General features: G+C 72.3%; 17 protein-coding genes and 1 pseudogene. 11 read left to right on the top strand and 7 right to left on the bottom strand.

Features of this window, described 5'->3' with window-relative positions; genetic code table 11:
- Positions 1-641: 641 nt before the first annotated feature.
- From ACWEPX_RS18465 to ACWEPX_RS18450, 4 genes and pseudogenes are all read left to right on the top strand, one after another.
- A pseudogene (locus tag ACWEPX_RS18465) lies at positions 642-1,789 on the top strand (serine hydrolase domain-containing protein).
- 109 nt (positions 1,790-1,898) lie between these two features.
- On the top strand, positions 1,899-3,119 hold the full coding sequence (locus tag ACWEPX_RS18460) for an NADP-dependent isocitrate dehydrogenase (protein ID WP_451898410.1): 1,221 nt from the start codon (positions 1,899-1,901) through the stop codon (positions 3,117-3,119).
- 148 nt (positions 3,120-3,267) lie between these two features.
- Positions 3,268-3,579, top strand: a complete 312-nt coding sequence (locus ACWEPX_RS18455; RefSeq protein ID WP_451898409.1) for an SH3 domain-containing protein — start codon at positions 3,268-3,270, stop codon at positions 3,577-3,579.
- 212 nt (positions 3,580-3,791) lie between these two features.
- Positions 3,792-3,980 (top strand): hypothetical protein, encoded by a 189-nt coding sequence (locus ACWEPX_RS18450; protein WP_451898408.1) that lies wholly within the window; start codon positions 3,792-3,794, stop codon positions 3,978-3,980.
- A gap of 67 nt (positions 3,981-4,047) precedes the next feature.
- Here the strand turns inward: ACWEPX_RS18450 and ACWEPX_RS18445 are convergent, their stop codons facing one another.
- Entirely contained in the window at positions 4,048-5,544 is a 1,497-nt protein-coding gene (locus ACWEPX_RS18445) for a S8 family peptidase (protein WP_451898407.1), read from the bottom strand.
- Between the two features lie 172 nt (positions 5,545-5,716).
- On the opposite strand from ACWEPX_RS18445, the gene trpS reads away from it, so the two are divergent.
- Positions 5,717-6,730, top strand: a complete 1,014-nt coding sequence (gene trpS, locus ACWEPX_RS18440) for a tryptophan--tRNA ligase (RefSeq protein WP_451898406.1) — start codon at positions 5,717-5,719, stop codon at positions 6,728-6,730.
- A 47-nt stretch (positions 6,731-6,777) separates the two neighbouring features.
- On the top strand, positions 6,778-7,785 hold the full coding sequence (gene yhjD / locus ACWEPX_RS18435; RefSeq protein ID WP_451898405.1) for an inner membrane protein YhjD: 1,008 nt from the start codon (positions 6,778-6,780) through the stop codon (positions 7,783-7,785).
- Here yhjD and ACWEPX_RS18430 read toward each other — a convergent pair.
- Positions 7,782-9,065 carry a D-alanyl-D-alanine carboxypeptidase family protein gene (locus ACWEPX_RS18430; protein WP_451898404.1) on the bottom strand — a complete coding sequence of 428 codons (1,284 nt, stop codon included), beginning with the start codon at positions 9,063-9,065 and terminating at the stop codon, positions 7,782-7,784. The two genes, yhjD and ACWEPX_RS18430, sit on opposite strands and share 4 nt — an antisense overlap.
- Positions 9,066-9,202: 137 nt before the next feature.
- Between ACWEPX_RS18430 and ACWEPX_RS18425 the strand changes: the two genes are divergently transcribed.
- The gene (locus ACWEPX_RS18425; RefSeq protein WP_451898403.1) at positions 9,203-9,547 is read left to right on the top strand and encodes a hypothetical protein; all 345 of its coding nucleotides are present in this window, start codon (positions 9,203-9,205) and stop codon (positions 9,545-9,547) included.
- Here the strand turns inward: ACWEPX_RS18425 and ACWEPX_RS18420 are convergent, their stop codons facing one another.
- On the bottom strand, positions 9,548-10,705 hold the full coding sequence (locus tag ACWEPX_RS18420) for an ROK family protein (protein ID WP_451898402.1): 1,158 nt from the start codon (positions 10,703-10,705) through the stop codon (positions 9,548-9,550).
- A 157-nt stretch (positions 10,706-10,862) separates the two neighbouring features.
- On the opposite strand from ACWEPX_RS18420, the gene ACWEPX_RS18415 reads away from it, so the two are divergent.
- Entirely contained in the window at positions 10,863-12,032 is a 1,170-nt protein-coding gene (locus ACWEPX_RS18415; protein WP_451898401.1) for a saccharopine dehydrogenase family protein, read from the top strand.
- 86 nt (positions 12,033-12,118) lie between these two features.
- On the opposite strand, the gene ACWEPX_RS18410 is transcribed toward ACWEPX_RS18415, so the two are convergent.
- From ACWEPX_RS18410 to ACWEPX_RS18395, 4 genes are all read right to left on the bottom strand, one after another.
- Positions 12,119-12,715 (bottom strand): hypothetical protein, encoded by a 597-nt coding sequence (locus ACWEPX_RS18410; RefSeq protein WP_451898400.1) that lies wholly within the window; start codon positions 12,713-12,715, stop codon positions 12,119-12,121.
- Between the two features lie 109 nt (positions 12,716-12,824).
- Positions 12,825-13,892, bottom strand: coding sequence for a fatty acid desaturase family protein (locus tag ACWEPX_RS18405; protein WP_451898399.1), 1,068 nt, complete (start codon positions 13,890-13,892; stop codon positions 12,825-12,827).
- 80 nt (positions 13,893-13,972) lie between these two features.
- On the bottom strand, positions 13,973-14,104 hold the full coding sequence (locus tag ACWEPX_RS18400) for a hypothetical protein (RefSeq protein WP_451898398.1): 132 nt from the start codon (positions 14,102-14,104) through the stop codon (positions 13,973-13,975).
- 15 nt (positions 14,105-14,119) lie between these two features.
- The gene (locus ACWEPX_RS18395) at positions 14,120-15,121 is read right to left on the bottom strand and encodes a bifunctional lysylphosphatidylglycerol flippase/synthetase MprF (RefSeq protein ID WP_451898397.1); all 1,002 of its coding nucleotides are present in this window, start codon (positions 15,119-15,121) and stop codon (positions 14,120-14,122) included.
- 157 nt (positions 15,122-15,278) lie between these two features.
- Between ACWEPX_RS18395 and ACWEPX_RS18390 the strand changes: the two genes are divergently transcribed.
- The 3 genes from ACWEPX_RS18390 to ACWEPX_RS18380 all read left to right on the top strand — a co-directional run bounded on the left by ACWEPX_RS18390 (position 15,279) and on the right by ACWEPX_RS18380 (position 19,417).
- Entirely contained in the window at positions 15,279-16,217 is a 939-nt protein-coding gene (locus ACWEPX_RS18390; RefSeq protein ID WP_451898396.1) for a diacylglycerol/lipid kinase family protein, read from the top strand.
- Positions 16,214-17,632, top strand: coding sequence for an MmgE/PrpD family protein (locus tag ACWEPX_RS18385; RefSeq protein ID WP_451898395.1), 1,419 nt, complete (start codon positions 16,214-16,216; stop codon positions 17,630-17,632). The genes ACWEPX_RS18390 and ACWEPX_RS18385 overlap by 4 nt, the downstream gene beginning before the upstream one ends.
- 159 nt (positions 17,633-17,791) lie before the next feature.
- Positions 17,792-19,417, top strand: coding sequence for an aldehyde dehydrogenase family protein (locus ACWEPX_RS18380; RefSeq protein WP_451898394.1), 1,626 nt, complete (start codon positions 17,792-17,794; stop codon positions 19,415-19,417).
- The last annotated feature ends 9 nt before the right edge of the window (positions 19,418-19,426 follow it).

The raw sequence follows: 19,426 nt of genomic DNA, 5'->3' as shown, positions 1-19,426 counted from the left end.
CGACCACCTGTGATCTGGGGGTGGGGCGATGGCGGGACCGACGTTTGCCCTTCCCTCACGCCCGGCTCTCCGTGATCCCGGGGGGCGAGGAGGAGGAAGAGGGTGATGGCGTGGCGGGAGCGGGGCCGACGTTCGGCCCTTCCTCGCGCCGGGCTCTCCGTTCTGCGACCCGTGGGTGGGCGATGGCGCGGCGGACGCCGGCCTTGTGCCGTGCTCGGCTCGGCGGGTTCGTCGGATGGTCGTGCTCCGCCGCCGGCCCGGGCGTGCCGTCGCAGCACGGGTCGCAGAAGCGGTCTCCAGCACTGCGCTCCACGTCTTCGCACCCGAATCGCCCCGAACCCCTCGATCGTGTGGACCTCCGGCGCCGCCTGCCGCCGCATCGGAGTGTCGACTCCGATTTCGTCGGCCCTCGCCGGTACGGTGAGAACCGAGGGGGTCTGCCCCCTGGGTGGGCGGGGTGTCTGATCTGGATGGGTGGGCTGATCTAGACGGGTGGGGCTGCATCTGGATGGGTGGGGCTGCATCTGGATCGGGTGGGGTGGGGGAGGCGGGGTTCGGGGGGTGGGGTCAGGGGAAGTTGGGGGTGGGGATCAGGGGGCTTGCCTGATGGCGGGGGTGGTGATCGGCGACAGGGTGGGGGTATGCGAATTCGGATTGCCGCGGTGGTGGCGGCCATGCTGGTGGGGACGGCTTCGGGGGCTGGGGCCGTGGGTGGGGGAGTGTCGGTGCCGCCGTTGGATGTGGGGGCGGTTCGGGCGGCTATTGGGGGGTTGCCGGACCAGGGGGCGTCTGGGGCGTTGGTGCGGGTTCGGGGGTGGGCGGGGAGTTGGGACGGGACCGCGGGGGTTGCGGATGTGCGGTCGGGGCGGGGGGTGCCGGGGAATGCGCGGTTCCGGATCGGGAGCATCACCAAGCTGTTCACGTCGGTGGGGGCGTTGCACCTGGTCGCGCGGGGGAGTTGGACCTCGACCGGACGGTGCAGGAGTACCTGCCGGGGGTCCTGCCCGAGCGGTACCCGCCGGTTCCGGTGCGGACGCTGCTCAACCACACCTCGGGGCTGCCGGGGGTGCCGATCGACCACAAGGACCCCGACTGGTTCCTCCGGCACCGCTTCGACACCTGGACCCCGCAGCAGCTGTTCGACCTGGCGTTCACCGGGCGGGAGATGGAGTTCGCGCCCGGGACGAAGCAGCACTACGGCAACATCGGCGCGCTGGTGCTCGGGGCCGTCATGGAGGCGGTGACCGGCAGGCCGTACGCCGAGACCGTGCACGAGGCCGTCATCAAGCCGCTGCGGCTGGGCGGGACCAGCTTCCCCGGGGCGAGGACCCGCATCCCCGGGCCGCACGCGCGGGCCTACGAGCTGGTCGACGGCCGCTACGTCGACATCACCGAGGCCAACCCCACCTACCAGTGGGCCGCGGCCGAGGCGATCTCGACCGCCGAGGACCTCGACCGGTTCCTCGTCGCCGTGATGACCGGGCGGCTGCTGCCGCCGGAGCAGAACGCGGTGGTCTTCGACGTGCCGGACGTGCCTGCCTACGACGGCGACGACGACCCGGCCAATGACGTCCCCGCGCACCGCGGCGGCGGGCTGGACCGGATCGCGGTGGGCGATGTCGTCTTCTGGGGCAAGACCGGCGACCGGCCGGGGTACAACAACGGCATCGGGGCCACGCCCGACCTCGCCCGCCGGGTGGTGTTCTCGGTGAACACCCTGCACATGGGTCTGCCGGAGCAGCCGCTGGTGAGCAGGCGCATCATCGCCGCCGTGGCGGGGCTCGCCTAGCATCGGGCCGCGGTGAGAGTGCCCACACGGGTGCCCGCCGCGGCCCGCTACCAGTACGCTTGTACCGTTTAGCGCGGGCAGACCACAGGCGAGAGGAGCATCGCGGCTCATGGCCAAGATCAAGGTCCAGGGAACCGTCGTCGAGCTCGACGGCGACGAGATGACGCGGATCATCTGGCAGTTCATCAAGGACAAGCTGATCCACCCGTACCTGGACATCAACCTGGACTACTACGACCTGGGCATCGAGCACCGCGACGCCACCGAGGACCAGGTCACCATCGACGCCGCGAACGCCATCAAGCGCCACGGCGTGGGCGTCAAGTGCGCCACCATCACCCCGGACGAGGCGCGGGTCGAGGAGTTCGGCCTGAAGAAGATGTGGATCTCGCCCAACGGCACGATCCGCAACATCCTCGGCGGCGTCGTCTTCCGCGAGCCGATCATCATCAAGAACATCCCGCGGCTGGTCCCCGGCTGGACCAAGCCGATCATCATCGGCCGCCACGCGCACGGCGACCAGTACAAGTCGACCAACTTCAAGGTGCCCGGCGCGGGCACGGTGACCATCACCTACACCCCGGCCGACGGCTCCGAGCCGATCCAGCACGAGGTCGTGCGGATGCCCGAGGACGGCGGCGTCGTCATGGGCATGTACAACTTCAACAAGTCCATCGAGGACTTCGCCAGGGCCAGCTTCTCCTACGGCCTGCAGCGCAACTACCCGGTCTACATGTCCACGAAGAACACCATCCTCAAGGCCTACGACGGCGCCTTCAAGGACATCTTCCAGGCCGTGTTCGACGCGGAGTTCAAGGCCGAGTTCGAGGCCAAGGGCCTGACCTACGAGCACCGCCTCATCGACGACATGGTCGCCGCCGCGCTGAAGTGGGAGGGCGGCTACGTCTGGGCCTGCAAGAACTACGACGGCGACGTGCAGTCCGACACCGTGGCCCAGGGCTTCGGCTCGCTCGGCCTGATGACCTCGGTGCTGATGACCCCGGACGGCAAGACCGTCGAGGCCGAGGCCGCCCACGGCACGGTCACCCGGCACTACCGCCAGCACCAGGCGGGCAAGCCGACCTCGACCAACCCGATCGCCTCGATCTTCGCCTGGACCCGGGGCCTGGCCCACCGCGGCAAGGTCGACGGCACGCCCGAGGTCGTCGGCTTCGCCGAGACCCTGGAGCGGGTCATCATCGAGACCGTCGAGAGCGGCAAGATGACCAAGGACCTCGCGCTGCTGATCGGCAAGGACCAGCCGTACCAGACGACCGAGGAGTTCCTGAACACCCTGGACGAGAACCTGCAGAAGGCCATGGCGGGCTGATCACCCGCGCCCGCGTCGACGGCCCCCGCCCTGCCCGGCGGGGGCCGTCGCCGTCGGTGGGGCCTTTCGGGTGACACGAGTTGTCGGCGCGGCCCGGCTGGGTCACGGTGGAGCCGTCGGAGTCCAGCCGGACCGGGAGTGTGCTGACGTGTTGGTGCCGAAGCGGGCCCTGCTGATCGGCGGTGTCGCGGTGGTCGCCGTCATCTACTCGATGGGGGTGGACCGCCCCGGCGGGGAGGCCGCGCCGACCGGCGGCGAGGGGGCCTGCAAGGTCATCGTCACCGCCGACGTGCTCAACGTGCGCGCCGCGCCGAGCCGCACCGCCGAGATCGTCGGCAAGTTCAAGATGGGCGCGGAGACCGTGGCCGACCGGACCGTCGATGGCGGCTTCCGCAAGCTCGGCCCGGACCGCTGGGCCGCTGAGGAGTTCCTCAAGCCGCTGCCCGGCCACGACTGCTGATGCCACACCGCCCCGGGTGATTGATCCACTACCCGGGGATACCGTTCACCGCACCGGGAGCTACGCTCATCGACGCCAGCGGGCGATCTATCACCGATGTGGGTCTCCGCTGTTGACACAGTCGGTAGCTTCTTGACGGTCCACACAGCGGTGCTTTAGCCCAATCGAGGGACGGTGCAACGGTGTCAGGCGTATCGGCCACGTTGGCCCAGGTGACGGCCGCCACCGTCAGCGAGGGCGGGGTCCTCGTCGGGGGCATCGCGGTCGTGATCGGCGGCGGCGGCCTGGTGCTGGGTCTGCTGCGCCGCCGCAGGGTGGCCGTCAAGGCCGCGGCCGCGGCGCGCGTGCCCCTGCCCGCCCCGCGCGTCCCCGTCGCCGCGGACGACCGCGCCGCCAGCTGAGCCCCGCCCCCGAAGCCGACCGCGGCCGACCCGGACGGCATCCGGATCGGCCGCGATGGTCAGCCGGTCAGCGCACCGCGTCCAGCGCGTCGATCAGGCCAGCGCCGTAGAAGCCGCGGCCGGTGCTCCCGCCCTGGCAGTTCGCCAGCCAGTTGCCGGTGCCGTCGGGGTCGTAGACCCCGCCCGCCGGGCACGGGAGCCGGTCGGCGTCGCGGCCGAGCTCGACGATCGTGCGCGCCGCACTCCAGCCCGGGTGGGTCGAGCGCAGCAGGGCCACCACGCCCGCCGCGTGCGGGGCGGCCATCGAGGTGCCCTGCTTGTAGCCCCAGCCGCCGTTGAACGTGGTGGACAGGATGCGGCCGTTGCCGTCCGGGGTGCTCGGGATCTGCCGGGCGTCGCCGCCGGGCGCGGCCACCTCGGTCTCGCCGATGCCGTAGTTGGAGAAGTACGACTTGCGGTTCTCCACGCCGGTGGAGGACACGCCCACCACCCCGCGCACCTCGGCGGGCAGCTTGACGCACTGGTTGCCGGTCTGCCGCGGGAACGGGGTGCCGTTGTTGGGGCTGCCCTCGTCCAGGATCGGGTGCGCCAGGTCCCAGTTGCTGTTGCCCAGCGCCGCCACGTTCACCACGCCGCGCCGCGCGGAGTAGTCCACCGCGCGGGTGACCGCCCTGGCGACGGCGCGCTGGTCGGCGTCGTCGTTGCACCACAGGTACCACGGGTCGACGAAGTAGGAGCTGTTGGTCACCGAGACGCCGTGCTCGGCGGCCCAGATGAACCCGCAGATGGCGTACTCGGGGTAGATGTAGCCCGCGTCGTTGACCACCTTGATCGAGGCCATCTTGACCCCCGGCGCCACGCCGACGACGCCGACGCCGTTGCGCGCCGCGCCGATGATCCCGGCGACGTGGGTGCCGTGGTCGCTGGTGGTCGGGGTCCACGCGCTGCGGGCGGGGTTCGGCACGCCGCGGTCGGTGCAGCCCACCGAGTTGGCCTGGTCCAGGTTCGGCGCGAGGTCCGGATGGGTGGGGTCGATGCCGGAGTCGAGCACGCCGACGAGCACGTCCGGGCTGCCGCCGCTGATCTCGTGCGCCTGGTCGGCGCGGATCGCGCCCAGGTTCCACTGGTTGACGCTGAGCGGATCGCCCGCGGCGGACGCGGTGCCGGGCGCCCCCGCCGGGATGACGCCGGTGGTGGCCTCCAGCGCCCGCGACTCCAGCCCGCCCGCGGCCAGCGCGGGTTGGGCCAGCTCAGCGAGGTTCTGGGTGGCGCCAGCGCCCTGCACGCCGGGCTTGGTCCGCACGACCGCGGCGAAGTCCGCGTTCGGCGAGGCCGCGACGACGACGCCGATCTGCGGCCAGCTCTGCACGACGGTGCCGCCGGAGTCGCGCACCGCCTTCTCGACCCGCCACAGGGCCCTGGCGCTCTGCGGGCCGAGCACGACGAAGTGCGCGCTGGGCCCGTCGGCCGGGGCCGCGACCGCGGGCGGGGCGACCGCGGCGGCCAGCCCGCCCGCGCAGGCCGCGGCGAGCACCGCGCCCAGGAACCGGGATCGTTTTCGCACTGGTACCTCCGAACAGGCGACGACGTCGTGGGCAGGCCCATCCGTGCCGGTCGGGCGGGGGATCGGCTGCAGGCGAACCTGCCACCGCACGACCCTAGGCGGCAATCCACCGGATGGCCCCTAACCTCACCCGACCGGGGTGCGTCGCGGGCGAGCTGGGAGAATCGGGGGCGTGTCGACCGAGAAGACCGAGCGCAAGCCGCGCGTGCTGTCGGGCATCCAGCCCACCGCCGACTCGTTCCACCTGGGCAACTACCTCGGCGCGGTCCGCCAGTGGGTGGCCTTGCAGGACACCCACGACGCCTTCTACTTCATCGCGGACATGCACGCGATCACCGTCGAGCACGACCCGAAGCTGCTGCGCAAGCGCACCCGGGTCTCGGCGGCGCAGCTGCTCGCCCTCGGCCTCGACCCCGCCCGCACCACCCTGTTCGTGCAGTCCCAGGTGCCCGAGCACGCCGAGCTGGGCTGGGTCATGCAGTGCCTGACCGGCTTCGGCGAGGCGGGCCGGATGACGCAGTTCAAGGACAAGTCGGCCAAGCAGGGCAGCATGGTCAGCGTCGGGCTGTTCACCTACCCGATCCTGCAAGCGGCCGACATCCTGGTGTACCGGCCGGAGTACGTGCCGGTCGGCGAGGACCAGCGCCAGCACCTGGAGCTGACCCGCGACCTCGCGCAGCGGTTCAACACCCGCTTCGGCAAGACCTTCCCGCTGCCGGAGCCCTACATCCTCAAGGGCACCGCCAAGATCTACGACCTGCAGGAGCCGCAGGCGAAGATGAGCAAGTCCGCCTCCAGCCCCGGCGGGATCATCGAGCTGCTGGACGACCCGAAGGCCTCGGCCAAGAAGATCCGCTCCGCGGTGACCGACGCCGAGCGGGAGATCCGCTTCGACCCGGAGGCCAAGCCGGGCGTCAGCAACCTGCTGGGCATCTACTCCGCGCTGACCGGCCGCGCGGTCGAGGACCTCGTCAACGCCTACGACGGCAAGGGGTACGGCGACCTGAAGAAGGACCTCGGCGAGGTCGTCGCCGACTTCGCCGGGCCGGTCCGCGACACCGTCAAGTCCTACATGGACGATCCGGCCGAGCTGGACAAGCTCCTGGCCGGGGGCGCCGAGCGGGCCAGGGAGGTCGCCGCGGCGACGCTGGCGCGGGTGTACGACCGGGTCGGCTTCCTCAAGTAGCGGATCTTCGAGTAGCGGATCTCCAGCGGGCCGCCTAGGTTTTGCAGGTGCCCGACGAGAAGGAGTCGAAGGTCGCCCGGCTGCGCCGCAGGCGGCCGGGGATCGACCACCTGTTCCGCGCGAACGAGGCGTTCACCGACCGCTACGGCAACCACTTCGCCGCGTCGATCACCTACTTCAGCGTCCTGTCGCTGTTCCCGCTGCTGCTGATCTCCTTCGCCGTCCTCGGCTTCGTCCTCGCCGGGCAGCCCGAGCTGCTGCGCTCGCTGCAGGAGAGCATCACCTCCGCGGCCCCGGAGAACCTGCGCGGCCTGCTCACCGACCTGGTCAACGCCGCGGTCGAGGAGCGCGGGCGGGTCGGGCTCATCGGCCTGCTCACCGCCGCCTACACCGGGCTGGGCTGGATGAGCAACCTGCGCGACGCGCTGACGGCGCAGTGGGGCCAGAAGCACAAGGACCGCCCGTTCCTCAAGGGCAACCTGATGGACCTGCTCGCGCTGCTGGGCCTGGGCGGGGCGATCGCGCTGTCCTTCGGCCTGAGCGCGGCGGGCAGCGGGCTGGCCGACCTGCTGCTGGACTGGGTCGGCCTGTCCGAGGCGGGCTGGGCGCGGGTGCTGCTGTTCTGCGTGACCACCGCGCTGTCGCTGCTGGCCAACTGGCTGATCTTCCTGTGGGTGATCGCCCGGCTGCCGCGCACCCCGGTGAGCGTCCGCAGCGCGGTGCGGGGCGCGCTGGCGGCGGCCATCGGCTTCGAGGTGCTCAAGCAGATCGGGGCGATCTACCTCAACTCGGTGCTCGGCGGCCCGCTGGGCAGCCTCGTCGGCCCGATCGTCGGTCTGCTGGTGTTCGCCAACCTGGTGGCCCGCTTCCTGCTGTACGTGACCGCGTGGACGGCCACCGCCAAGGAGAACGTCGTCGACGAGCCCATCCCGCCCCCGCCGCCCGCGGTCATCCGGCCGGTGGTGACGGTCGCCAGCAGGCCCAACGCCCGGCAGACGGCGAGCCTGCTGGGCGCGGGCGCGCTGCTCGGCCTGGTGCTGGGCAGGCGGCGCTAGGACGCCGCCGCGCGGGCGGCCGCCCTGGCCCGGGCGGCCCGCTTCTTGCGCAGGAACATCGCCAGCGCGACCAGCACGGCCAGGCCCGCGGCCACCACCAGCGGCATGCCGTAGGTGCCGAACGCCGAGCGCTCGGCGGCGGGCGCCGCGGAGTCGCGCGGGCTGTCGCCGGGCGGGGCCTGGGTCTCCGGCACGCCGCCGACGCTGCCGTCGGGCTTGGGCTGGGCGTCCGGGGCGCCGGTGACCAGCTCCCCGACCGGCTTGCGGCCCGCGTCGATGAGGCCGAAGCCGTAGTCCAGCAGGAGCGCGCCCTGCCCGGCCAGCGGGTCGGGGTTGGGCTCGCCGCGCAGCAGGACGACGGCGAGCCTGCGGCCGTCGCGCTCGGCGCTGCCGAGGTAGGTGTGCCGGGCCGAGTCGGTGAAGCCCGCGGTGCCGCCGGTGAACCCGGCGTACTCGCCCCACAGCTTGTTGTCGTTGTAGATCGGGAACGAGCCGCGCTGGCCGTCGCCGGGGAAGTCCAGCGACCGGGTGGCGATGGCCTTGGCGATCTCCTGGTGCTCCATCGCCTCGCGGAAGATCAGCGCCACGTCGTAGGCCGACGTGCTCATGCCCGGCCCGTCCAGGCCGGACGGGGTGGCCGCCCGGGTGTCCATCGCGCCCAGCTCGCGGGCCAGCGCGTTCATCTTCTCCAGCGCGACCGGCACCCCGCCGAGGGCGCGCGCCAGCGCGTGCGCCACGTCGTTGCCCGAGCGCATCAGCAGCGCGTGCAGGAGCTGGTCGACGGTGTACTCCCCGCCGGGGCCGATGCCGACCCGGGAGCCCTCCTGCTGGGCGTCCTCCGCGGTGCCGGTCACCACCTGCTCGGGGCGCAGCTCGCGCACCGCGGTGATGGCCAGCAGCAGCTTGATCAGCGACGCGGGCCGCTCGCGGGCGTGCGGGTCCTTGGCGGCCAGCACGGTGCCCGAGCCGATGTCGGTGATGATCCAGGCCGCGGCGTTGACCGCGCCGGGCAGCGCGGGGGCCTCCGGCGGCAGCACCAGCCCGCACTCACCCATCCGGGTGCCGCCGACGGGCTCCTGGGGCACCGGCAGCGGCGTCGGCGACGGGTCGCCGGGCTTGGGCTCCTCGGAGGTGTCGATGGCGGGCGGCGGGCGGTCGTGGTTGCGGCACTGGGCGCTGGTCTGCATCAGCGGCTCGCCCGTCGGACCCTGCGCCGCCGCTGGGGCGGCGGTGAGCAGGGCCAGGAGGGCGGCGACGGTCCCGCGGGCTGCGAAGCGCACCCGGCCAGGGTAGAACCCGTCACGATCAGGCCACGATCCGGCCTGTCACCCACACGGGCGTGCCCGGTGTCAGCGCCGGTCGGGCCGGGTGTGAGACTGCAGCTGTCGAAATTCCCGCGATGTGGAAGGGGCGCGACGTGGAGTTCGTGCGACTGCTGCTGGTCTTCCTGCACCTGCTGGGCATGGGCCTGCTGGTGGGCACCTTCCTGCTGCAGCTGCGCTCCCGCGAGGGCGCGCTCAACCCCGGCTGGCTGCACGGCTCCGGCCTGCAGCTGGTGACCGGCGTCGCCCTGATCGCGCTCGCGCCGCTGACCGACGCCGAGTACAACCACATGAAGCTGGGGATCAAGACGCTGGTGGTCGTGGCCATCGCGGGCATCGCCTTCACCTACCTGCGCAAGACGCCGCTGCCCAAGTGGGTCACGCCCGCGCTGGGCGCGCTGGTGGTGCTGAACGTGGGCCTGGCGGTGTTCTGGAGCTGATCAGGCCAGCTCGCGGTCGAGCACGACCGGCGAGAGCGCGTGCTGCACGACCATCGCCGCCGCGCCCAGCATGGCGGCGGCGTCGGCGGTCTGCGACGGCACGATCCGCAGGTGCTCGGTGGCCAGCGGCAGCGAGCGGCGGTAGATCGCCTCGCGCACGCCCGCGAGCAGCATCTCGCCCGCGTTGGACAGCGAGCCGCCGATGACGATGAGCGAGGGGTTGAACAGGCTCACGCAGCCCGCCAGCACCTCGCCGATGTCCCGCCCGGCCTGCCGCACGGCCTGGCCAGCGGTCGGGTTGCCGGACTGGACGAGGGCCACGACGTCGGCGCTGGTGGTGGCCGCCAGCCCCATCGCGCTCAGCCGCGCGGCCACGGCAGGCCCGCTGGCGACGGCCTCCAGGCAGCCGGTGTTGCCGCAGCGGCACGGGGCGTCGCCCGCGCCGGGGGCCAGGATGTGGCCGAGGTCGCCCGCCGCGCCGACCGCGCCGCGGTGCAGCATGCCGTTGCTGATCAGGCCCGCGCCGATGCCGGTGGCGACCTTGACGACCACCATGTGCTGCTCGCCGGGGTGGCAGCGGGCGTGCTCGCCGAGGGCCATCAGGTTGACCTCGTTGTCCACCAGCACGGGGACGTCGAAGTCGGCGGCGACCCGGGCGGGCACGTCGTAGCCGTTCCAGCCGGGCATGATCGGCGGGTTGGTCGGGCGGCCGGTGGAGTGCTCGACCGGGCCGGGCAGGCCGATGCCGACGCCCGCGACCGGGGTGCCCATCGGCTCGACCAGCCGCCGCCAAGTGGCGGTGAGCAGGCCGAGCACGGCGTCGGGGCCGTCGGCGATGTCCAGGGCCAGGCGCTCGGTGGCCAGCGGGTCGCCCGCCAGGTCGGTGACGGCGACGGTCGCGTGCGTCGCGCCGACCTCGGCGGCCAGGACCAGGCGGGAGCGGGCGTTGAAGACGAACCGGCTGGCCGGGCGCCCGCCGGTGGACGCGCCGTTGCCGCGGTCGGTCACCAGCCCGGCGTCGACGAGGGAGTCCAGCCGGGCGCGCACGGTCGAGCGGGCCAGCCCGGTCTCGGCGACCAGCTCGGCCCGGGTGCGGGCCTGCCCGTCGCGTAGCAGCCGCAGCAGCTCGCCGGGGGATGCGGATGGGGAGATCTGCACGACGCCCTTCCTCGTCCGGACCCAGCCGCCCTGGGCTGGTCGAAGTGTAACCCCGTTCGTGCGACATTCGCCGGAACTTCGACCATGGAGTGAATACTTTTGGCTGCCAGATGCCAATAGTGGTGAGTCCGGTTACTCGTGGGTAATGTCGGGGTCCATGTACGACATCGTCCTGTTCGGGGCCACCGGCTTCACCGGCGAGCTGACCGCGGAGTACCTGGCCAGGCACGCGCCCGAGGGCTGCACCTGGGCGCTCGCGGGCCGCAACCAGGCCAAGCTGGCCGGGGTCCGGTCCCGGCTGGCCGCGATCAACCCGGCGCTGGCGTCGATGGACCTGCTCACCGCCGACGTGACCGACCCGGCGTCCCTGGCGGCGGTGGCGTCCTCGACCCGCGTGGTGATCACGACCGTGGGCCCGTACGTGAAGTACGGCGACCCGCTGGTGGCGGCGTGCGCGGCGGCCGGGACGGACTACGTCGACCTGACCGGCGAGCCGGAGTTCGTCGACCAGACCTACCTCCGCCACCACGCGACGGCCGTGGCCAGCGGCGCCCGGCTCGTCCACGCCTGCGGCTTCGACTCGATCCCGTACGACCTGGGCGTGTACTACACGCTCCGCGAGCTGGGGGCGTCCGGGCCGGTGTCGGTCGACGCCTACGTGCGGGCGTCGGCGGACCTCTCCGGCGGGACGTTCCACTCGGCGATCACCGCCTTCAGCCGGATGCGGTCGAGCGCGGCGGTGGCCCGGCAGCGGCGGTCGGTGGAGCAGCGCCCCGCCGGGCGTCGGGTCCGCGGGGCAGGCCGCCCCCACCGCTCCCCGTTCGGCTGGTGGGCGCTCCCCGCCCCGACGATCGACCCGCAGATCGTGCTGCGGTCGGCCAGGGCGCTGGAGTCCTACGGGCCCGACTTCACCTACGGCCACTACCTCGCGCTGCGCCGCCTGCCGACGGCGGTGGGCCTGGTCGCCGGAGTGGGCGTGCTGTTCGGCCTGGCGCAGCTCCCCCTCACCCGCGACTGGCTCCTCACCCGCAAGAAGCCCGGCGACGGCCCGTCCCCGCAGAAGCGCGCCCGCTCCTGGTTCAAGGTCCGCTTCTCCGCCCGCACCCCCGGCAAGCACCTCGTCACCGAGGTCTCCGGCGGCGACCCGGGCTACGACGAAACCGCCAAGATGCTCGCCGAATCCGCCCTCTCCCTGGCCTTCGACGACCTCCCCCCAACCGCAGGCCAGCAAACCACCGCCACCGCCCTGGGCGACGCCCTCCTAGACCGCCTCATCAAGGCAGGCCTCACGTTCACCGTGCTGGAGACCCGAGACCTGGTACCGTAATCACCGAGAGCCACCCGTCGTGGGCGGGCGGCGAGTCGCAAGGCCAGGTGCACCTGGGGTAGACCGGGACCCTGGCCTTACGCATGTCAGCAGCCGGTATCGATCTCGATCTCCACGAGGCTGCCCGCCAGCAGGTCCCGGCAGCGGGAGTCCCCGCCGCGGTGCAGGCGCACGGCCCCGGCCACGATGTCGGCCACCCACAGGAGCGGTTCGGCGCGTCCGGGCCGGTGGTCGAGGTGGAACCGCGACCCCTTCGGCAGGTTGTACCGCGCGCCGATGACGGTCCGCAGATCGCGGGCATCCAGCGTCGGCGTCCTGCTCTCGGCGAGCACGGCGGTGACGTCGACCCCGTGGAGCTCGGTCACCAGGCGCTCCAGGCACCGCGCCCGGGCGCGGTCCTGCCGCCTGCGCGGCACCGGGGTGCCGATGGCCACGACGTGGAAGCCCGCCAGCGCGGCCACGGCGGCTGCCGCCCGCATCTGGCGGTCGTGGTTCATCTCGTTCCAGTGGAGCTTCTCCCGAGAGCTGCGGTCGAGCAGGGCGACCATCACCTGCCGGGCAGCGGCCTGGGCCGCGGGCTCGATCACCGCTGCGGCGACGATGTAGAAGCCGTCGCCCGCATCGCATTCGAGGAACGACTCGTCGACGAAAGCTTGTGGCCGAGGTGGCCCACTGCTTGGCATGGGCAGATCGTGGCAGCGGGGGGAGATCACTCGATCGAGATACCCCGGGCGGGGGTGATGACAGTGAAAGGCTCCCACCGGAGTGGTGGGAGCCTTCACGTTGGTTGGGTTAGACGGTTACTTCGCCGCGGCGGGCGGGGGCGCTGACGTCGTGGAGGAAGGTGGCTACTTCCTTGTACGAGGACCAGAAGCCCATTTCCACGTACGGGATGCCCTTCTCCGCGCAGTACTCCATCGTCAGCTGCCGGGCCCTCGGCAGCGCGCCCTGGGGCATCGACGGGAACAGGTGGTGCTCGATCTGGTAGTTCAGGCCGCCGTACATGAAGTCGATCAGCGGGGACGGGTTGATGTTGCGGGAGGTCAGGACCTGGCGCTCCAGCCAGTCGAGGGTTTCCTCGTCGCCGTCGCGGATTTCCATGCCCTTGTGGTTGGGGGCGAAGATCATGCCGAAGTAGACGCCCATCACGGCCTGCTGCAGGAGGATGAACGCGATCGCCAGGCCGGGGGACAGGACCAGGAAGGCGCAGGTGAGGTAGACCGCCAGGCGCAGGACGATGAGGCCCGCCTCCAGCAGCGGGTTCTTCACCTCGCGGCGGGCGATCATCCGCCACGCCGTGCGCTGCATCTTGTACGACTCCAGCGTCAGCAGCACGAAGAACAGGACCGACTGGTACCGGACGATGAAGCGGCCCACCCGGGTCCTGGTCGCGTAGTGCTTGATGTCGAAGATCGCCGTGCGGCGGGCGATGTCGGGGTCGAGGGAGAGGTGGTTGGGGTGGCTGTGGTGGCGGTTGTGGTGGTTGACCCACCAGCCGTAGGAGAACCCGTTGATCAGGTTCGCGTGCGTGTAGCCCACCACCGTCGCCGAGGTCCGGGCGCGGAACATGGACTTGTGGCCCGCGTCGTGGAACATGAACGACGCCTGCGCGCACCAGAGGCCGATCCAGGTCGCGGTGAGCAGCTGCCACCAGGAGTCGCCGATGGCGAAGAAGGCGGCGATGCCCAGGCCGAGCATCGCCAGGTTCAGCGAGATCCGCCGGTAGTACCAGCCAGCGCGCAGGTCGAGCAGGCCCTCGGCCTTCACCCGGCGGAGCAGCTCGGTGAACGTCGCCGAGCCGGTGTTGGCCTGCCGCACATCCGGATCAGGCGTGGTGCTGCTGGCTTGCGTGGACTGCATGCCGTGACTCCTTAGCGATGACGACGGGAGGCGGGGCCAGCGTGGCTGCCCGGGCTGATCCGGGGCTGACCCTGCGGTGATCAGCCGGCGAGGGCCTCGTGCAGGGCGGCGAGGGTGTCGTCCGCGGCCTCGGCGACCTCCGGGTCGTCCGGGGCGCCGAAGATGCCCATCAGCGCGCCGACGGCGGCCTGCATCAGTTCCTCAGTGGACATTCGATCGGCTCCGTTTCAGAACGCGCCGCAGGCGCGGAAGACGTGGGCGAAGGCGTGCAGGGAGGCGCGGTCGGGGAAGGCGATGTACTCCGGGATCACCAGCGTCGGGCCCCACTTCTGCTTGTAGGCCAGCTGGCTCTGCGCCGGGTACAGGTCGCCGCCCTGGGCGAACAGCGCGTGCATCAGCCACTGGTAGCCGCGGTTGAAGCCGGGCAGCTCCTGGGTGGCGTCCAGGCCGGTGAACGGGGTGAAGCCGAAGTGCAGCCACGGCACGCCCTCGCCCCGGAACTTCTCGATCGCCACGGAGTTGATGGCCTCCATCAGCCCCGGCGAGGTCGACGGGATGCGCCGGGACAGGTCGTGCATCCAGCCGTGCCGGGTGCCGTAGACCGGGGAGTAGGAGATGTAGCCCACCGGCTGGCCCTCGATCGAGCCGACGAACAGCCGCCGGTGCGGCTGGCCGTCGCCGCCGATCTCGCCGACGAGGAACTCCAGCTGGTGCGCGCCGTCGCCCTTGGACCCCAGCCACGCCCGGTCGATCTCGGTGATCGGGCCCGCGTAGTGGGCCGCGTCGACCTCCTCGACGGTCAAGCCGTTGCGGAACGCGCGGGAGATCTTGTTGCGCAGCTGCATGAAGCGGGTTCCGCGCAGGGTGAACTCCGGCAGCGACACCGCCCAGGACGCGCCGATCTGGTTGACGGTGAAGCCGTTGCGCGCGTAGATCTCCGCGTCGTGGCGCTGCAGCTGGACCGACACCACCTTGCACGCCTGCGACCGCGCGAAGTCGAGGAACGCCGCCAGCAGGCGGTCGTAGTCCTCGGGCGGGGCGAACACGCCCCCGAACTGCACCAGGTAGTCCCCCGCGCGCCGGTAGGCCACCGCGCCCGGGATGCCCGGGCTGGTGAAGGTCGCCGTCCCGGCGTTGAGCGTGAGGAAGGCCGACGGGTTCTCGGCCTGCGTGTACGCCCGGATCGCGTCCAGCGCCGGGATGTCGGTCCTGCTCACTGTGCTGGTCACGCCTGGCACCCCTTTCCGCGGGTTTCGTCGGCGCCCAGTAGAACACCGGGGATATAGCGGGGAAAGGCGCTGTCAGGGGCCCATCAGCCGGTGGTCAGAACCACTGGCGATGGTCGTGATCGGCATGCCGGGTCACACACGCGCGGGGAGCAGTCGCATGAGTCCACTGTCGGACACCAGCCACGTGCTGGTGATCGCCAATCCGACCGCGGGCAGCGCGCGCGGGCCGCTGCTGGCCGCCGTCCGCGACGCCTGCGCCGCGCACGCCGACGCCGCGCTGCACATCACCACGGCCAAGGGGGACGCCACCGAGAGCGTGCAGCGCGCCCTCGCCGAGCGCACCCCGCCGGACCTGGTGGTCGTCGTCGGCGGCGACGGGACCGTCCGCGAGGTCGTCGAGGGAATGGCAGGGGTCAGCGCCGCGACCCTGCTGGTGATCCCCGGCGGCACCGGCAACTCCGTCTACCGCATGCTGTGGGGCGAGAAGCCGTGGGCCGACGCGCTGCGCGCGGTGTTCACCGGCCAGGCGGTGCGCCGCAGGCTGGACGTGGCCCGGCTGGAGGAGATCGGCACGACCGTCTGCCTGGGCGCGTGCTCCGGGGTGGTCGCCGAGGCGCTGGACTTCGCCCGCCGCACCCCGCTGTCCGGCCGCGCCCGCTACGCCAAGGCCCTCGCCGACGCCTGCGCGGCGCACCGGCCCTACCCGGGCCGGGTCACCGTGGACGACCGCGTGCTGTTCGAGGGCGACACCGTGCTGGCCAACGTCGGCGGCGGGCGCTACCGCGGCGGACAGTACCTGCTGCTGCCGCTGTCGGAGCTGACCGACGGCCTGCTCGACGTGTGCGTCATCAGCGGCCAGGTCGACCCGGCGCGCGTGCCGGAGCTGATCCGCGCTGGCGGGCACCTCGGCGAGCCGGGTGTCTACTACGGACGCGGCAGCCGCATCCGGGTCGAGCGCACCGACGGCGCGAACCTGGTCTTCGAGCACGACGGCGAGCTGATCGCCGACACCTGCGCCAGCATGACCCTGCGGGTCGCGCCGGGCGCGCTGCCGGTGTGGGCCGACCCGGCCATCGCGGCGGGCCGGGACTGGTGACCCGGCTGCGCGCTCTGGCCCGGTGGGCGGCCGGGGTCCGGGCAGGCGACATCCCCGGCCGCGTCCGCGACTACGCGGCCAGCCAGGTGCTCTCCCAGGTGGCGGCCATCCGCGCGGGCGCGGCGCACCCCGGGGCCGCCCGGCTCACCGCCGCGTTCGGCCGCCCCGACCAGCCCGACCGCAAGGCCGCGGCGTGCGTGCTGGCCGCGCTGGGCTCGTGGCTCAACCTCGACGACACCGCCTACGCGGGCCACCTGTCCAACTCCACCGTCGCCGTCCCCCTGGCCTACGCCCGCGACGGGGCCGAGCTGATCACGGCCGTCGTCACCGCCAACGAGTGCGCCGCCCGCATCACCGCCGCCGCCACCCTCGGCCCGCTGCGCGGCCAGAGCGCCATGCACACCCACCTCGCCGGGGCCGTCGCGGGCAGGCTCAAGACCGAGGGGGTCGACGCCGACCGCTGGACCGACGCGCTGGCGCTCGCCTTCGCCATGCCGAACTGGCCGCTGCTGCGCGCGTTCCTGGCCAGCGACGCCCGGATGCTGTGCACGATGGTCCCGGTCCGCACCGCGCTGGACGCCTGCGACGCCGCGCACGCGGGCTTCACCGGCGCGGCCGACCTCATGGAGCACCCGGACGGGTTCCTCGCCCGCTTCGCCGAGGTGCCGCTGCCCCAGCAGGTCGACCACGCCCTCGGCGAGCAGTGGCACACCGAGACGCTGTCGTTCAAGCTGCACCCCGGCGGCCCGGGCATCGACGCCGCCGTGGACTGCGCGGCCGAGCTGGCCCCGCTGGCCGCCGACGTCGAGGACGTCGCCGAGGTGGTGGTGGACGTCTCGGCCTACACCCTGCTGGCCCAGCGCACCGCCGACCGCTACGCCGACGGCCCGGACACCCCGCTGGGCGCGCTCGTCCTCGACGTGGCCTACCCGGTGGCCACCGCGCTGCTGACCGGCGGGCTCACCGCGGCCGACCTGGAGCGGCCCGCCACCGCCGACCAGGCCCGCTGGGCGCTGGCCAAGAAGGTGCGCCTGCGCGAGGACGCGGCGATGACCCGCGCGCTGCTGGAGTCCGACGCCCCCGTCGGCGCGGCCCTGCGGCTGGCGGGGGCCGCCGCCCTGCCCTGGCTGGACCGCTACCGCCTGGCGGCGCCGGGGAACGCGCAGGGGGATTTCCGCGAGGCCACCAAGGCGACCCCCGCCCGGGTCACCGTCCGGTTCCACGACGGCGCGACGCGCACGCGCGAGCGGTGGATCCCGCGCGGGGCGGCAGGCCCGGAAACGCGCGCCGGGCACCGCGCGCTCATCCGCGCGAAATTCGTCGAAAGCGGCGGCGACCCGGAATTGGCCGACGTCGAACTCGAATCGCTGACCGCGGACGGGCTGCGGTCCTGGCTGGGTGCCGCGCTGAGCTGACCGTTCGTCATCACTGCGGTGTCAGGAGCCGGTCAGACGCCCCTGCGAGAGTCGATCGCGTGGCGCGAGGCGAGGGAATGCGCGCCGGGAATCGTCACAGACCCCGCTGATTGTCGGGAAGGGCATGCGATGATGCTTTTTGAGGGAGATCCCACCCAGTTGTCCGGGGGGACGGCCGACGCCGCGCGGGACACCCCGCTGCGCAGCTACGACCTGTTCATCGGCGGCAAGGACGTCCCCGGCGACGGCTGGGTCTACACCACCAGCGCCGCCTCCCTGCTGGAGGACGTCTTCACCAGCATCAGCCTCAAGCGGGCGCTGGAGAAGGACCCCGACGACGCGGCCTCGCGGCACCGCTACGTCGTCGGCCGCTGCGCCGTGGCCACCACCGCCCACATCGACGAGTCGCTGCAGGCCGCGGCCGAGGCGGCCAAGGAGTGGGCGCGGGTGCCGCTGACCCGGCGGCTGCGCCTCGGCGAGCTGTTCCGCCGCACCCTGCTGGCCAACCAGGACGAGTTCCTGGAGCTGCTGGTGGCCGAGTCGCACCCGGTCAAGCTCGCCCGCTGGGAGCTGAGCTGCCTGTACCAGCTCTACGGCCAGGAATCCGTGCAGTGGTACGCCGAGCAGATGCACAAGGAGTTCATCCACGGCGCCCGCAGGCTGATCGTGCGCCGCCAGCCCGACGGCGTGGTGTGCTTCAACCCGCCGCAGAACGCGGCCGGTCCCTCCGCCGCGCTGGCCGTGCTGCCGCTGATGGCGGGCAACGCCGTGGTCGTGCGGGCCCCCCGCAGCATCCCGCTGTCCACGATGTACCTGTGCCGCGAGCTGATCGCCCCGCTGCTGGAGGAGGTCGGCGCCCCGCCCGGCGTGCTCAACGCCCTGTGCAGCAACCCGAAGCAGACCACCGACCGCTGGGTGGAGAGCCCGCTGGTGGACGACATCTTCTTCGTCGGCGGCTCCGAGGAGGGCCTGAAGCTGCAGGAGCGCTGCATCGCCAACGGCAAGAAGCCGATCCTGGAGCTGGCGGGCAACGACTCGATCGTGGTCTGGAAGGACGCCGACCTCGACGCGGCCACCGAGGCCATCCTGGAGTGCTTCTACGGCTCCGGCCAGATCTGCATGGTGCCCAACTGCGTCGTGGTGCACCCCGCGGTCGCCGAGGACCTGATCGCCCGGATCAAGGCCCAGATCGTCGACGTCAAGCCCGGCTACCCCGACCAGGAGGACGTGCTGCTCTCCCCGGTGCGCCGGGCGGAGAAGTTCTTCGCCCTGCAGCGCCAGGCGATCGGGCTGGGCGCGGAGCTGGTCTGCGGCGGCGGCCGGATGGAGGTCGACGGCACCCCGTCGGAGACCGGGGTGTTCCTGCAGCCGACCGTGCTGCGGGTCAACGGCCTGGGCACCGCGCGGGACATGGAGATGGTCAAGCACGAGACGTTCTTCCCGCTGCTGCCGGTCATCGTCCCGGAGGCGGCCACCGACCTGGAGCTGCTGGACGGCTTCATCGAGTTCGTCAACACCAACGACTACGGCCTGCGCAACTCGCTGTGGGCCTCGTCGGAGGAGGTCATCGACCAGTTCGTGCAGCGGATCGTCAACGGCGGCCTGCTCAAGGTCAACGACTCGCACATCGGCTTCCTGCCCTACCTGCCCAGCCACGGCGGCACCGGCCTGACCGGCGGCGTCTACGGCGAGGCCAACTACCCGATGCTCAAGACCTCGCACGTGCAGGGCGTGAGCGTCGCCACCGGAATCCGTCCGCGCCAGGCCGTCTTCGACGGTGCCTGAGGAGGTCTG

The organism is Actinokineospora sp. NPDC004072, assembly GCF_053604195.1.
This window is presented reverse-complemented; position numbering and strand designations above follow the sequence as displayed.

Bases quoted from the DNA above. Each gene is read 5' to 3' on its own strand.
- ACWEPX_RS18460 (WP_451898410.1), top strand. From the start codon at position 1,899: ATGGCCAAGATCAAGGTCCAGGGAACCGTCGTCGAGCTCGACGGCGAC.
- ACWEPX_RS18415 (WP_451898401.1), top strand. From the start codon at position 10,863: ATGTACGACATCGTCCTGTTCGGGGCCACCGGCTTCACCGGCGAGCTG.
- ACWEPX_RS18410 (WP_451898400.1), bottom strand. From the start codon at position 12,715: ATGCCAAGCAGTGGGCCACCTCGGCCACAAGCTTTCGTCGACGAGTCG.
- ACWEPX_RS18405 (WP_451898399.1), bottom strand. From the start codon at position 13,892: ATGCAGTCCACGCAAGCCAGCAGCACCACGCCTGATCCGGATGTGCGG.
- ACWEPX_RS18400 (WP_451898398.1), bottom strand. From the start codon at position 14,104: ATGTCCACTGAGGAACTGATGCAGGCCGCCGTCGGCGCGCTGATGGGC.
- ACWEPX_RS18390 (WP_451898396.1), top strand. From the start codon at position 15,279: ATGAGTCCACTGTCGGACACCAGCCACGTGCTGGTGATCGCCAATCCG.